Raw genomic sequence first — 13906 nt, 5'->3', positions numbered from 1 at the left:
TCTAATCGATAACTTCGGGATTTCAATCCTCAAGTTGCCGTTTTTAGAAAATAATCTGTAATGACAAGAGATTTACAGTGTCAATTCAAGTTTAGAGCTAAATTGCATCTGCTTTTGGGTAACGGGATCCCTAAACTGAATGTGTTTGGCTAGTAGCTGTAACGGTGCAGAAAAATCATCATCCGCCTTATGGGAAACCTGCGGATAAAAAGGATCATTCTGGATCGGAATCCCCAAATGACTTAAATGTACCCTTAACTGATGCTGCTTTCCTGTATGCGGTTTTAGCTCATATTTGCCCCATTGCTGATCATGTTGCAGCAATTGAATTTCGGTTTCGCTATTAGGCTCTCCTTCTACCACCTGCATGGTATAAAAGGGCTGGCCTTTTTTCATTTTCAGCTTTGTGATGAGCGGAAAACTTAAATCATCACGATAAGCCGCAATCGCATGATAGGTTTTCTGTACCTGCCGAGTCGCAAACATCTGCTGATAAACCCCACGTGATTGCACACATTTTGAAATCAGCACCACTCCTGCTGTTTCACGATCCAATCGATGAATCGGGGTGAGATGTTCATTTCCAGTTTGCTGTTTTAGGCGTACCAGCAAGGTTTCCTGTACATATTGTCCAGTAGGACTCATGGTCAGAAAATGCGGTTTATCTACGACCAGCAGATGTTCATTCTCAAACAGAATATGATGCTGAAAAGGAACATGCACTTCGTGTGCCAAAAAACGATAGTAAAAACAATGAGTATTCGCTTGAAAAGAACTTTCGATGCTTAAGGTATTACCCTGAGCATCATAAACCAGACCATTATCGAAACGGGATTGCCATTCGCTCGACTCAATATGTGGAAATTGTGCACAGAGATAGGAATAGACTGTCTTGGGTGAATCAGCTGTCGCTTGCAGGAATACTTTACTTGCCGTAACCCCATTCAGCATGGGTGGGCTAAATTCAACAGTCGAAGTCATCACAACGTGGATCTATCTCTGGTCTGGAACGGATGCTGTGAAAAAATACAGTTTCTCACAGAGGTGAATAGGCTTTTAAAGCGTTGCGATGCTATCATAATTATTCTTTTTCATCATGTCGTGAGTAATATGCCTTATTCATTTAATGTCACTTTAAAACATGAAGATGACACCCAAAATCTGGCCAAAGTTCTGGCAAATAATTTTTCTTCGGGCGTTATATATCTGATTGGTGACTTGGGTGCGGGGAAAACCACGCTGACGCGTTATTACTTACAACAACTCGGTCATAAAGGCTCAGTAAAAAGTCCGACTTATACGCTGGTGGAACCGTATCAGGTGAATGGTCAGGATATCTTTCATTTTGATTTATATCGTCTCAATGACCCTTATGAACTTGAATTGATGGGAATCCGGGATTATTTAGAAACTCCCAATGCGCTATTTCTATTTGAATGGCCTTCTAAGGGGGGTGATGAAATCCCGCAAGCCGATTTAATTATTGAAATTTTAAAATCAGAAGATGAGCTGACCCGTACTGCAAGTCTGATTTCTTCTAATCTGGCATTACAGCAAGCTTTGGAGCGTGAATTCCCAAATGGTTGATGATTTAAGCATACGCCGTATCCGTGCACTTGATCCTGCGCTGGCGAACCAGATTGCCGCAGGTGAGGTGATTGAACGTCCTGCATCTGTGGTCAAGGAGTTGCTGGAAAACTCGATTGATGCAGGTGCGACCGAGCTGATCATCCGGGTGGAACAGGGCGGCAGTACGCTGATTGAAATCATTGATAATGGCCGAGGCATTCATTATGAGGATTTGCCACTAGCCGTGATGCGTCACGCGACCAGTAAGATTCAGACAGCTGAAGAGCTGCATGCGATTACCAGTTTGGGCTTTCGTGGTGAAGCGCTGGCCTCGATTGCCGCAGTCTCTCGTCTGACTTTAACCAGTAGCCAGAATGAAGATGGCATTGGCTATCAGGTAGAAGTGAACGGCACGGCTTTTGATCATCAGGAGATTCAACCGGTCGCAGCCTCCAAAGGTACCCAGATCCGGGTGCAGGATTTATTCTTCAATGTTCCGGCGCGGCGCAAATTCCTGAAAAAGCCCGGCACTGAATTTGGACATATCGAAGAAATTGTTCGCCGTATGGCTTTAACGCATTTCGATATTCGCTTTGTATTGGAACATAACCAAACCATCAAGCTGAATTTGCCGGTTGCAGATAGTGGAGCTTTGCGTTTTCAACGTGTGCAACAATTACTTGGCCGTCAGTTTACTGAAAATGCTTACTGGATTGATGCAGACAGTATCAATATGCGTTTATCAGGCTGGCTCGGACATCCTTCGGATGCACGGGCTCAAGCCGATCTGCAATATGTCTATGTGAATGGCCGGATCGTTAAAGACAAGACCATTTCGCACGCTTTGCGTATGGCTTATGATGGTATTCTGCATGGCCATCAGCATGCCGCTTATTTACTATTTCTGGAAATCGATCCAGAAAGCATCGATGTCAATGTACATCCGACCAAACACGAAATTCGTTTCCTGAACCAGCGTGAAGTACATGAATTTGTACGTCACTATGCCAAGGAAACTCTGGCGCAATTTCAGACTGCGAGTGCTGATCTGGCTGAGGCGATGAAAACTGAGTCTGAAGCTGTTGCGATAACACCTCAGCCGCGCTATCAAGAGCAGTTTAGCCTGCATCAGTCCGTAGCCACTCAACCGGTTATTCCAGTCACATCTCCGTATCGTCAGCATGAAGAAGAAGCTTCTGATGTGTTAACGGATTTCGAGTCATCAGGTCCACAAACTGTGCATTATGCGCAGGATTATAATAAGTCATATTCGGGTTCACAGCAGCTGAATAATGCCTTGAAAAGTTATCTCGCGCCTTTAAGAGAAACTGAACCGGAAACCAATACTTCAGCATCGGATGCATTGCAGTCACATTTACACAGTAAAGTGGATGAGCATCCTTTGGGGATTGCGATCGCCCAGCTGCATGGTATTTATATACTAGCGCAAAATACCGAAGGCTTAATCATCGTAGATATGCATGCGGCGCATGAGCGTATTCTGCTGCAACAGATGAAAATGGCTTGGGATAAACCGGAATTCTGGATATCCCAGCAATTGCTGATTCCTAAAGTGGTGAGCATTAGTCGTATGCAAGCCATGCGTGTTGACGAGCTTAAAGATCAACTTGCTCGGTTAGGTCTGGAAATTGACCAGTATGGTGATGAACAGGTCATTGTACGGGGTGTACCGGCCATTTTGCATAAAGCTGATTTTGATGCCTTGATCCCTGAATTACTGAATGATCTGGATCCGAATGATCAGGGGCAAGGGTTAATGCAGAAACGGGATCAGATTCTTGCGGGCATGGCCTGTCATGGTGCGGTACGTGCGCATCGCATGTTGAGCCTGTCTGAAATGAACGCTTTGCTGCGTCAGATGGAACAAACTGAATTTGCGAGCCAATGTAATCATGGTCGTCCAACCTGGCGAGCATTTCCATTGTCTCAACTTGATAAACTTTTCGCTCGAGGAGAGTAGCCTTACATGTCCAATCAACTGCCGGTCATCAATTTAATGGGACCAACTGCAAGCGGTAAAACTGCTTTGGCATGTGAACTATACGAGCAAGGTCATTTTGAGCTGATTTCTGTCGATTCTGCGCTAGTTTATCGGGAAATGGACATTGGTACAGCGAAGCCATCTAAAGAGGAATTAGGGCGCTATCCGCATCATCTGATTGATATTATTAGCCCGCTCGAAGTCTATTCTGCAGCAAACTTTGTCGAAGATGCTTGCCGTCTGATTGATGATATTCATGCGCGTGGTAAAACACCAATTTTGGTGGGTGGCACCATGCTGTATTTTAAGGCCTTACTTGAAGGCTTGTCTGATAATTTACCAAGTGCAGATTATGCGGTGCGTGCCCAGATTGAAGAGAAAGCCGCTCGTGAAGGGTGGGAAGCGGTGTATGCTGAATTATGTCAGGTAGATCCTTTAGCAGGCCAGAAATTTAAAGTCAGTGATAAACAGAGAATTATCCGTGCATTAGAGGTTTTTAAGCTAACAGGTGAGCCGATTACAAAACTACAAGCAGAACAACCAAAAAATTTACCATATCGTTACAGTTTCCATAATTATGCCTTAATGCCCGATCGGTTAGAATTGCACAAACGTATTGAAAAACGTCTTGAAATTATGTGGAAAAACGGATTTTTAAATGAAGTTAAAGGATTAATGGGAAAATACGATTTTGACGAAAATTTACCCTCAATGCGTTCAGTAGGTTACCGCCAAGCCATAGAATTCTTAAAAAAAGGTGACCTAAGTCATGAAAAACAACGGGAAATGGAGGATAAGGCTTTATTTGCGACACGACAACTTGCCAAACGTCAATATACCTGGTTGAGATCTTTGCAAGAAAAGCATAAATTTACAACATATTTTACGCTCGAGCAGGCCCAAGAAGACTTGCGAAACTGTCACGGATAAAGCAAAATTTGAGTACTATCTTTTTTATAATTTTTAATTGAAAAATAGAGATAGTTTTTTGCGCTGATTTTTAAATTTTTGGAGTTATAACATGTCTAAAGGTCAAACTTTACAAGATCCATTCTTGAATTCTCTCCGTAAGGAACGTATTCCAGTTTCTATCTTCCTGGTAAACGGTATCAAATTACAAGGTCACATCGAGTCTTTTGACCAATACGTTGTATTATTAAAAAATACAGTAAGCCAAATGGTTTACAAACATGCGATTTCTACAGTAGTACCTGCACGTAACCCTCGTCCAGCTGGTGCTCCTGCTGGTTCACAAGGTGCGGGCTTCGGTGGTCAAGGTGGCGCGGGTGGTTTCGGTGGTCAAGGCGCTGCTGGTGGCTTCGGTGGTCAAGGTGGCTTCGGTGGTCAAGGCGCTGGCTTCGGTGGTCAAGGCTTCGGCGGTCAAGGTGGCTTCGGTGGTCAAGGCTTCGGCGGTCAAGGTGGCTTCGGTGGTCAAGGTGCTGGCTTTGGTGGTCAAGGCGCTGGTTTCGGTGGTCAAGGCGCTGGTTTTGATAACGATTCAAAATTTGAAGATTCTTCTGACGACGAAAACAATCGTTAATCGGATCTGAAATAAAAAAGCCTCTTAATAAGAGGCTTTTTTATTGCTTAAAGAATGGAGCCATTAAAAAACCAGCATTATGCTGGCTTTCTTTTCTTAAATTAACGAGCGCGTTTAGGATCTAGCTGAGGATCTTTGATTTCTACATAGGCATTGCTACGGGTTTCACGTAACCAGCTATCTAGCTCAGCATCAAACTGGCGTTCACCCAGGATCTGGCGTGCCATACGTTCCTGATATTCCTGAGTCATATCCTGTTGACGTGTATCGGTCACTTGCAGGATATGCCAGCCAAATTGTGACTGGAACGGTTCACTAATTTGACCTACTGGCGTATTTTTCATACGCTGTTCAAATTCAGGTACCATGACACCTGGGCTGACCCAGCCTAAACTTCCGCCATCACGCGCTGAACCTGTGTCATTAGAGAAAGTAGACGCCAATACTGCAAAATCTTCACCTTGCTTAAGACGCGTATATAAGCTATCAATCATCTGTTTAGCATTTTCTGGGCTAACCACTTCTGATGTTTGAATCAGAATATGACGGGTCTGGTACTGAGGAACCAATGCTTTCTGCTCACCACCTTTACGCTCTAAAAGTTTCAGGACATGCACGCCATCTGCCGCAGGAATCAGTTCAGATGTTTGACCCGCTTGCAAAGTAGAAACACGTGCAGCGAGTTCGCCTGGGATTTCTGATAAATTTCGCACGCCCATATCAGACGCATCTACTTTAATATCGCCAGTTGAATATTTTTTGCTGATCGCCTGAATATCATTGCTGCTGCTTAAATCATTTCTTACTTGCGAAGCAATCTGTTGAGCATTTTCTCCGGTTATACGTAAATGCAGAACATGTACCTGGCTGCCTAACAGAGCTTGACCTTGCGGTGTATTCAGGAAGTTTTTCACATCCTGATCACTGATCTGGATACGTGAATTTACTGCTTGCTGGCGTAAACGGCTAAGTGCCAGATCTTCAGCAATACGGTTACGTAAAGAGGCATACGTATTCGGCGCGATAGCATCTAGTTTTTGCTGGAAAGCTTCCAAGCTAGGAGAGCCTGACTCACGTGCTACTTTAAGCACTGCTTCATTTAAAGATTTTTCATCTGGACGGATATTGTAGCGTTTGACCTGTTCCAGTTGAGCCTGACGTACAATTAGCTGTTCAAGTGCTTGTTGTTCAAGATAAGGTTGCGGTGGAACAGGCTTGTTTTGCTTTTGTAACTGGTGAGAAATTTCAGCAACGCTTTGTGCCAGATCACTACGCAGAATAGCGCTATTGTCGACAACAGCTACAACTTCATCTTTAGGTTGGGCAACAGCAAAAGTCGTCATCGCTGAAGAAAGACATAGCGCAAGTGCGGTCGCTTTAAAAATTTGTTTTAACTGTTTTGTCTTCATTAACGTTCTGTCCAAGTTTGATTGATATTGTTAAAACCTAGAATACGATTTTCTAGTAATGAGGTTAGCTTGTTGCTCAACCCGCCAAGACCTTTAAGTGTTACTTCAGCCATTACTGCACGTTTCGCTTTCACATCTGGGTCATTGATATCGTCTAGGTCATTGTAGTATGAGCGGCCATAGACAGATACTCCCCAACAGCATGACTCATAGTTTACGCCAAGTAAATATTCACGTGCGACACTATTATCCAGGTCAAATTGCGCATGGCCGACCAGACGCCAGTTATTGGCAATTGGCTGGATAAATGAACCAACCACCTGATCATAACTTTCCTGGCGGTTTGGAATATCTTTACGATAGAAATAGCCTACGTTATATAGATTGCCCTGATCGCCCGTATAATAAACCTGTACATCACGCTGGGCATTGGAGCCATTCGACATCCAGCTAGAATTTAGGTTGACATGCACGTTTTTGTTTAACTGACTTCTAAGCTGAATAACTGGACCAGTATGGCTTTCACGGTCAAATTTATCTGCTTCACGATCTAATGTGACACGGCGATCTTCAAAGAAGAAACTTTGTCCCACACTGGCGCGTAATCGCTCTAAACCTTCTTCATTAAATAAACTGTAACTAAGACCTAAAGAAGCGAAGTTATTGTCTTCTAAGCGGTCATTACCATAGAAGCGGCGTGCACTAAATAATTGGTCATAATTAATTGAGGCTACGACAGAGTCAAAGTTTGGCTGATTGCGCTGATTTTCATACGGTGAATAAGCGTAAAACAGGCGAGGCGTCAAGGTCTGTAAATAGCGACCATCTTTTTCAAAAATTAAACCGGTGTCCAGCGTAAATTGTGGCACTACGATAGAATGATTTTCACTTGATGAGCTGGTTTGATTATTATTAATACGATCAATAGTATCTTGATCATAGAAAGTATTGATATTGCGTAATGTTGCCTGAGGAATGAAGAATGACCAAGGGGTAAAGTGATTATAGCGTACCGAGAAATCATTATAGATGCGTGTACCACTTGGTTGATAGATGGCTTCATCACCGGTATCAATATTTTCGATATTTCTGATGTCTTTCTGGAAATAAGCTGTATCGTTATTAAATTCGTATTGTAAACCCAGTGGGTTACCGGTCTTATAATTCACCAAAAGCTGCGGCAAACGCGCATAAGGGCGGTCTTCATCCAGAACGGCAGGATCAAGCGTCTGGAAATCTTCAACTTTAAATTGAGCTTTTAAGCCGGGGATACCATTTTTATAATTAACTTCCCAAGCACGGCGCAAGTTCAGGTCTGTTTTTGAATCTGGGTTATTATCCAGATCGGCAAAAAAGTCCTTGTCTGATGCGTAATTATATTCAAAATTTGTTAAGAACTGATCGTTGATTTGCCAGTTATGCAGGAAGTGCAGGTCTTTACGGTCTTTATTGCTATAACTTTCATCAGATGGCAGGTAGCCACCCCAAATCCGGCCTTCACCATAGTTTTCTGTTAGATAACGAAACTCGCCATCCAGCATCGCACCACGGTCACTAATATAACGTGGCGTAATGGTCGCATCATATTGTGGTGCCAAATTGAGATAAACCGGCACACCTAATTCCAGGCCGCCATCATTGGTAAATCCGAAAGTTGGCGTCAGAATCCCAGTGGTACGGCGATCATCGATTGGGAAGTTAAAATAAGGAACAGCGAGTACCGGAACATCTTTCACATAGAGCTTGGTATTACGGGTTTCACCGCGACCGGTTTCCTGATTCAGCTTGATTTGATCTGCCTGAATTTTCCAGGTCGGTTTCTGTTCAGGTGGACAGGTGGAATAGGTGGCATTTTCCAGTTCAAGCGTATCGTCAGAGGTTTTGGCAATCTTTTCAGCACGACCATGCGCATGCTGTTCTTCGGCAATGAAGAAACTGTTGTTTAAGTCACCTTGCTGGGTTTTCAGGTTGTAATTGATATCATCGCTTTGCGAAATCAAGCCACCTTGAGCCAATTGGACTTGACCTTCTGCCTTAGCATAAGTTTGAGTCTGATCAATCGTCACGCGTTCCGCACGAATCTGGCGACCTTCCTGATCAATGACCACATTGCCTTCTAAGTAGGAATCACCGGCCGGATTATAATGGCCATAGTCTGCAGTAATGGTTGAAGTTGCCTGTTCAGGGTCAATCGTCGGTGCATCAGGTGCAATAGGAGTGACCCAAGCACCTTCACAATAGGCTGAACTGAGATATTTACCTTGACGCTGCTGTGCTTCTGGTGAAGATTTATCCACATAATATTGTGAGAAGAATGCTTCACCGGGATAGGTCTCATTAATGCGCTGTTTGAGTTGTTCCGCATTTACATTGGATGAGTCATTTGATGCAGCATAGCTTGAGACCGAGCTACTACATAAAAGGGTTAAGATCGCAGTCGCTAGAGGGTTTATTTTAAAGTGATGCTTCATTTGTCTCATTAACCAATCATGCTTTTATCGCAATTAATTATTGTCGCATCATAGAGAAAAAGTTGATAAGTAGCTACACTTAGCACTTTAAAAACTCAGCCTGTACTAGAATTTATTGCAAATGAATACTCAACGCGAACAATTGATACAATCTTGGATTGCTTCTGTACTCGGTTCAGATCAATTTGAAACACATTTTTTAGCAGGCGATGCAAGTTTTCGTCGTTATGCACGAATCAAACTGAATAATAAAACATTTATGCTCATGGATGCACCACCAGAAAAAGAAGATTGTGTGCCTTTTGTGACGATTGATGAATTTTTTGATGCCCATGGCGTACGTGTTCCACACATCGTGGCCAAAGACCTGGAAAATGGCTTTTTGCTGCTCGAAGATTTTGGTGATGTGCTGTTATCAAATCTGCTAAATGATCAGACAGTTGATGCCTATTATGAGCAAAGTTTTAAACAGCTGATTCAGCTGCAGTCCATTCCTGGAGAAGGTCAGTTTCCTGCTTATTCTTATGAGAAGCTTATTTCTGAAATGGAGCTGCTGACTGACTGGATGCTGCCTGCTCTAAAAATTCAGCCAACAGAATCAGAGTCCGCTCTGATCAAGCGCACATTTGCGATACTGGCGAATGCTGCTTTGGCACAACCACAAGTCATTGTGCATCGTGATTTCCATAGCCGTAACCTGATGAAAATCGAAAATGAAACCGAACTGGGTGTGATTGATTTTCAGGATGCAGTAATCGGTGCTGATACCTATGACCTGATTTCGATTACCCGTGATGCCTATGTGCAGTGGAATGCAGATCGGGTGTATCGCTGGTTTAAAGTGTTCTATGACCTGTTACCAGCAGCGGCAAAACAGGACCGTGATTTCGAACAGTTCAAAAAAGATGCGGATATGATGGCCATTCAGCGCCATATCAAGATTTTAGGTATTTTTGTCCGCTTGTTTGAGCGAGATGGTAAATCAGGTTATCTCAAAGACCTGCCACGTGTGATGTGGTATCTGCTGGAAGAAACCAAAGACTATCCTGAATTACAGCCATTTATGCAGTTCATTCATGAAAAAGTGATGCCAGCTTTTGAAGCAAAATATGGTTCATACGAGGTAGCGGCCTAAATGAAAGCGATGATTCTCGCGGCTGGCTTGGGCAACCGCATGCGTCCTTTAACTTTGCATACCCCAAAACCTTTACTAGAAGTGGGTGGTAAGCCGCTAATTGTCTGGCATATTGAAAAACTGGCTGCGATGGGCGTGAATGAAGTTGTCATTAATACGGCTTGGTTAGGTGAAAAACTGGCTCAGGCGTTGGGTGATGGTTCACAGTTTGGTGTCAAGATTTTATGGTCACATGAAGGTGAAGGTCTGGAAACAGCCGGTGGCATTATTAATGCTTTACCACTGCTTGGTGATGAGCCTTTCATTCTGGTCAATGGCGATGTCTGGACGACTATGGACTTTGCACCTTTATTGAATGTTGAGCTGGGTGAAAATCTGGCACATCTGGTATTGGTACAAAACCCGGAACAGCATCCAAACGGTGATTTCACGCTTGCAGATGGCAAGGCTTATACCTTTGATCAGCAGGTGGCGGGTGAAAACCTGACTTTTAGCGGTGTTTCAGTAATTCACCCGAAAATGTTTGCAGACTTAGAAGCTGGAAAACGTCCTTTAGCACCACTATTAAAAGTAGCAATGCTGGAAGACAAGATTGCTGCTTCTAAATTGACAGGTATTTGGGTGGATGTGGGAACGCCTGAGCGTTTGAATGCGCTGGATTTAATGATCCGAGAAGGGAAGTCTGCTTAAGTGAATATTCACTAAGCACTCCCTACTGTGCCAATATAGAGAAAACGGTATACTTCCACTTAACTTTTTCGAGCGTTGATTGTTTATGCACACGTTTTTTCAAGAACTAAAGCAGGGTAGCCAGGCTTTAGGTTTAGAGCTGTCGGATGAAGCTTTAAATTTATTACTCAAGTACCAGGATGCTTTGGTACTGTGGAATAAAGCATACAATTTGACTGCAATCCGTGATCCTAAGGAAATGCTGGTTAAGCATCTGCTTGACAGTCTAAGCATTCTAAAGGATTTGCCTGCAGGTCGTTTGCTCGACATTGGGACTGGTGGTGGTATGCCGGGCATGATCATTGCTTTATGTCAGCCTGAGCGTGATTGCGTACTACTGGATTCAAATGGTAAAAAAATTCGTTTCCTCAAGCAGTTTATTGCAGACCTAAAATTAAAAAATGTCATTGCAGTACAAACCCGTGTGGAAAATGAAGACAGTATCAATGAGCTGGGTCAGTTTGATGTGATTACCAGTCGTGCATTTGCTTCATTGACAGATTTTGTGAATGCGTCTAAACCGTATATGCATGAGCAGAGTATTATTGCTTCCATGAAAGGTTTGATTCCTGAAGAGGAAGTGGCAGCATTAAAAGATGAATTTAGCTGTCAGATTATTGAACTGAAGGTTCCGCGCTTGGACGAACAACGTCATTTACTTCTATTAAAACGTATTTAAAATTTTTGAAGGATCGGGGTCAACATGGCACAAATTATTGCGATTGCCAACCAGAAAGGTGGTGTCGGTAAAACCACAACCGCAGTAAATTTGGCGGCATCTCTCGCTGTGCTAAAAAAACGCGTTTTGCTTGTGGATATGGATTCTCAAGGTAACGCGACCATGGGGTCGGGGATTCAGAAAAATGACCTGCTGTATTCAGTGACTGATGTATTGCTGGGTGAAGTGCCGATTGAAACTGCGATCACCAAGGCTGAAGTTGGATACAAGGTTTTAGGGGCAAACCGTGACCTGGCTGGTGTGGAGCTGGCGATTGCTGAGCAAAAAGGCCGTGAATTTATTTTGCGTGAAGCTTTGCAGGAAATTGAATCCTCATTCGACTATATCATTGTTGATTGTGCACCAAGCTTAAGCTTGATTACCGTGAATGCACTGGCAGCAGTGGATGGCGTGATTATTCCGATGCAATGCGAATATTATGCTCTCGAAGGCCTGGCTGATCTGACACAAACCATTGACCGCATTCAGCAAGCACTTAATCCAGATCTGCAGATCGTGGGTGTATTGCGTACCATGTATGATGCTCGAAATGCCTTGACCCGTGATGTTTCAGAAGAGTTAGAGCAATATTTTGGTAAAAAACTTTATGAAACCGTGATTCCACGTAATATCCGTCTAGCTGAAGCGCCGGCACATGGTCTACCGGTTATTTATTTTGAAAAAAGTTCAAAGGGTGCAGTTGCTTACTTAAATCTGGCAGCTGAAGTATTAAAGAAAAGCAAAGTGAAAAAAGGAAGTAAAGCATGACCGTCAAGAAACGTGGACTCGCCAAAGGTCGTGGTTTAGATGCCTTGCTGGGATCAATTCAAAAAGAAAAATTACAACTCGAAGCACAAGGTCTTGATCATGGTCAGTTGAAACAGATTGATGTCAATCTGCTGAAACGTGGTGAATATCAGCCACGTCGCTATATCAATGAGCAGGATCTGCAGGAACTGGCCGCATCGATTGAGAAGCATGGCATCATGCAGCCAATCGTGATCCGTCCGGTCGATGATGAACGCTATCCATACGAGATTATTGCGGGTGAGCGTCGTTGGCGTGCGGCACAGTTAGCAGGTCTGACTGAAGTTCCTGCGATTGTGCGTGAGCTGAATGATCAGGTCGCAATTGCATTAGCTTTAATCGAAAACATTCAGCGTCAGGACCTGAACCCGATTGATCAGGCGATGGCTTTGCAGCGTTTCCATGACGAGTTTGGTTTAAGCCATCAGGAAATTGCCGATACCGTCGGTAAGGCACGTACTACAGTAAGTAATCTACTGCGTCTGCTAACTCTGGCTGAAGAAGTAAAAGACTTTATGCAGCAAGGCTTGCTGGATATGGGACATGCACGTGCCATCCTGACTTTGAAGGCTAAAGATCAGCTTAAAGTTGCTGAGATGGTCATTGAAAAGAGTCTGTCAGTACGCCAAACCGAACAGTTGGTACGCGACTACAATGCACCGAAAACAGAAAAACCAAAAGCAGCGATTGCGCCAGACATTCAGCAGTTGACTCAGCGTCTGTCTGAGCGCTTTAGTGCGGATGTTAAAATTGACTATAACAAGCAAGGGAAAGGCAAGCTGGTCATTAGCTATCATTCTTTAGAAGAGCTGGACGGGATTCTTTCAATCCTGGGCGATGAATAATTAATTTAAAATTTGTTTTTATTGGGGAATAAATCAGATGTGGGAATTGGTTAAAGCAGGCGGCTGGTTGATGCTGCCGCTAGTATTGTGTTCGATATTTATGCTGGCGATCTCGGTCGAGCGCTTCATTCGTTTAAAAAAGAGTCTGGTACTGCCCAACTCACTTCTGATAGGTCCTGCACAAAATGCAGACCAAGCCATGCAAAAGCTGCAACAAAGTTCAGCTTTGAAAAACAGTACTTTGGGTCGTGTATTTACAGCTGGTTTTGAAGCGCGTCACCAGTCTGAGCAATATGCTCGTGCCCAGATGGAAGTGGTAGCTTCACAGGAAATTGGCTATCTGGAAAAGAATATTAATTTTCTGGGTACTTTGAGTGCAGTAGCGCCTTTACTCGGTTTGCTGGGTACAGTCATTGGGATTATCGAATCATTCTTAATGATTGATGTCGGTACTAATAGTGACCCGGTTTTAATGATGCCCGGTATTTCCAAAGCACTGATCACGACAGCAGCGGGTATGCTGATTGCTATTCCTGCTTTATTTGCACATCGTTATTTCCAGCGTCTGGTTCAGGAATATGTGGCGGAACTTGAACAGCAAGCAACGTTATTTCATGCCAACCTGTTCTATTTAAATGCTTCAGATGATGTAGAAGAACGCATCAAGAAAGCAAGTTAGGA

The 13906-nt window shown here is 43.5% G+C and carries 13 protein-coding genes; 10 read left to right on the top strand and 3 right to left on the bottom strand.

The features are described 5' to 3' along the window. Window positions 1–72: 72 nt before the first annotated feature. Window positions 73–981 (bottom strand): pseudouridine synthase, encoded by a 909-nt coding sequence (locus FTV18_RS09195; protein ID WP_180017644.1) that lies wholly within the window; start codon window positions 979–981, stop codon window positions 73–75. Between the two features lie 129 nt (window positions 982–1110). Here FTV18_RS09195 and tsaE point away from each other — a divergent pair, with 129 nt between their 5' ends. From tsaE to hfq, 4 genes are all read left to right on the top strand, one after another. Then, window positions 1111–1587 (top strand): tRNA (adenosine(37)-N6)-threonylcarbamoyltransferase complex ATPase subunit type 1 TsaE, encoded by a 477-nt coding sequence (gene tsaE / locus FTV18_RS09190; RefSeq protein ID WP_034590094.1) that lies wholly within the window; start codon window positions 1111–1113, stop codon window positions 1585–1587. Further along, on the top strand, window positions 1580–3550 hold the full coding sequence (gene mutL / locus FTV18_RS09185) for a DNA mismatch repair endonuclease MutL (protein ID WP_180017627.1): 1971 nt from the start codon (window positions 1580–1582) through the stop codon (window positions 3548–3550). Before tsaE ends, mutL begins: the two co-directional genes overlap by 8 nt. 6 nt (window positions 3551–3556) lie before the next feature. Next, window positions 3557–4501: a tRNA (adenosine(37)-N6)-dimethylallyltransferase MiaA gene (miaA, locus tag FTV18_RS09180; RefSeq protein WP_180017625.1), complete on the top strand. Its 945-nt coding sequence runs from the start codon at window positions 3557–3559 to the stop codon at window positions 4499–4501. Window positions 4502–4592: 91 nt separating this feature from the next. Then, complete coding sequence (gene hfq / locus FTV18_RS09175) at window positions 4593–5111, top strand: RNA chaperone Hfq (protein ID WP_180017623.1); 519 nt, start codon at window positions 4593–4595, stop codon at window positions 5109–5111. 101 nt (window positions 5112–5212) lie between these two features. Here the strand turns inward: hfq and FTV18_RS09170 are convergent, their stop codons facing one another. Together FTV18_RS09170 and lptC are read right to left on the bottom strand one after the other, a co-directional pair. Next, window positions 5213–6520, bottom strand: a complete 1308-nt coding sequence (locus tag FTV18_RS09170) for a peptidylprolyl isomerase (protein WP_180017621.1) — start codon at window positions 6518–6520, stop codon at window positions 5213–5215. Further along, window positions 6520–8991, bottom strand: coding sequence for an LPS export ABC transporter periplasmic protein LptC (lptC, locus tag FTV18_RS09165; RefSeq protein ID WP_180017619.1), 2472 nt, complete (start codon window positions 8989–8991; stop codon window positions 6520–6522). Before lptC ends, FTV18_RS09170 begins: the two co-directional genes overlap by 1 nt. Before the next feature lie 121 nt (window positions 8992–9112). Between lptC and FTV18_RS09160 the strand changes: the two genes are divergently transcribed. From FTV18_RS09160 to FTV18_RS09135, 6 genes are all read left to right on the top strand, one after another. Continuing rightward, window positions 9113–10126 carry an aminoglycoside phosphotransferase family protein gene (locus FTV18_RS09160; RefSeq protein WP_159124004.1) on the top strand — a complete coding sequence of 338 codons (1014 nt, stop codon included), beginning with the start codon at window positions 9113–9115 and terminating at the stop codon, window positions 10124–10126. Next, window positions 10127–10816, top strand: coding sequence for an N-acetylmuramate alpha-1-phosphate uridylyltransferase MurU (gene murU / locus FTV18_RS09155; RefSeq protein ID WP_180002194.1), 690 nt, complete (start codon window positions 10127–10129; stop codon window positions 10814–10816). A gap of 85 nt (window positions 10817–10901) precedes the next feature. Beyond that, window positions 10902–11534 carry a 16S rRNA (guanine(527)-N(7))-methyltransferase RsmG gene (gene rsmG / locus FTV18_RS09150; protein WP_166139427.1) on the top strand — a complete coding sequence of 211 codons (633 nt, stop codon included), beginning with the start codon at window positions 10902–10904 and terminating at the stop codon, window positions 11532–11534. Between the two features lie 24 nt (window positions 11535–11558). Then, window positions 11559–12341 carry a ParA family protein gene (locus FTV18_RS09145; protein WP_004784019.1) on the top strand — a complete coding sequence of 261 codons (783 nt, stop codon included), beginning with the start codon at window positions 11559–11561 and terminating at the stop codon, window positions 12339–12341. Further along, on the top strand, window positions 12338–13225 hold the full coding sequence (locus tag FTV18_RS09140; RefSeq protein ID WP_004784018.1) for a ParB/RepB/Spo0J family partition protein: 888 nt from the start codon (window positions 12338–12340) through the stop codon (window positions 13223–13225). The genes FTV18_RS09145 and FTV18_RS09140 overlap by 4 nt, the downstream gene beginning before the upstream one ends. 37 nt (window positions 13226–13262) lie before the next feature. Next, window positions 13263–13904: a MotA/TolQ/ExbB proton channel family protein gene (locus tag FTV18_RS09135; protein ID WP_180017618.1), complete on the top strand. Its 642-nt coding sequence runs from the start codon at window positions 13263–13265 to the stop codon at window positions 13902–13904. Window positions 13905–13906: the final 2 nt, after the last annotated feature.

This window comes from Acinetobacter sp. YH12241 (assembly GCF_013417535.1).
GTDB lineage: Bacteria > Pseudomonadota > Gammaproteobacteria > Pseudomonadales > Moraxellaceae > Acinetobacter.
The sequence above is the reverse complement of the archived record's forward strand: the minus strand, read 5'-3'. Positions and strand labels throughout refer to the sequence as shown.

Coding starts and splice junctions, on each gene's coding strand:
- FTV18_RS09135 (WP_180017618.1), top strand. CDS start 13,263: ATGTGGGAATTGGTTAAAGCAGGCGGCTGGTTGATGCTGCCGCTAGTA.
- FTV18_RS09145 (WP_004784019.1), top strand. CDS start 11,559: ATGGCACAAATTATTGCGATTGCCAACCAGAAAGGTGGTGTCGGTAAA.
- mutL (WP_180017627.1), top strand. CDS start 1,580: ATGGTTGATGATTTAAGCATACGCCGTATCCGTGCACTTGATCCTGCG.
- miaA (WP_180017625.1), top strand. CDS start 3,557: ATGTCCAATCAACTGCCGGTCATCAATTTAATGGGACCAACTGCAAGC.
- hfq (WP_180017623.1), top strand. CDS start 4,593: ATGTCTAAAGGTCAAACTTTACAAGATCCATTCTTGAATTCTCTCCGT.
- FTV18_RS09160 (WP_159124004.1), top strand. CDS start 9,113: ATGAATACTCAACGCGAACAATTGATACAATCTTGGATTGCTTCTGTA.
- tsaE (WP_034590094.1), top strand. CDS start 1,111: ATGCCTTATTCATTTAATGTCACTTTAAAACATGAAGATGACACCCAA.
- lptC (WP_180017619.1), bottom strand. CDS start 8,991: ATGAAGCATCACTTTAAAATAAACCCTCTAGCGACTGCGATCTTAACC.
- FTV18_RS09170 (WP_180017621.1), bottom strand. CDS start 6,520: ATGAAGACAAAACAGTTAAAACAAATTTTTAAAGCGACCGCACTTGCG.
- FTV18_RS09195 (WP_180017644.1), bottom strand. CDS start 981: ATGACTTCGACTGTTGAATTTAGCCCACCCATGCTGAATGGGGTTACG.
- FTV18_RS09140 (WP_004784018.1), top strand. CDS start 12,338: ATGACCGTCAAGAAACGTGGACTCGCCAAAGGTCGTGGTTTAGATGCC.
- rsmG (WP_166139427.1), top strand. CDS start 10,902: ATGCACACGTTTTTTCAAGAACTAAAGCAGGGTAGCCAGGCTTTAGGT.
- murU (WP_180002194.1), top strand. CDS start 10,127: ATGAAAGCGATGATTCTCGCGGCTGGCTTGGGCAACCGCATGCGTCCT.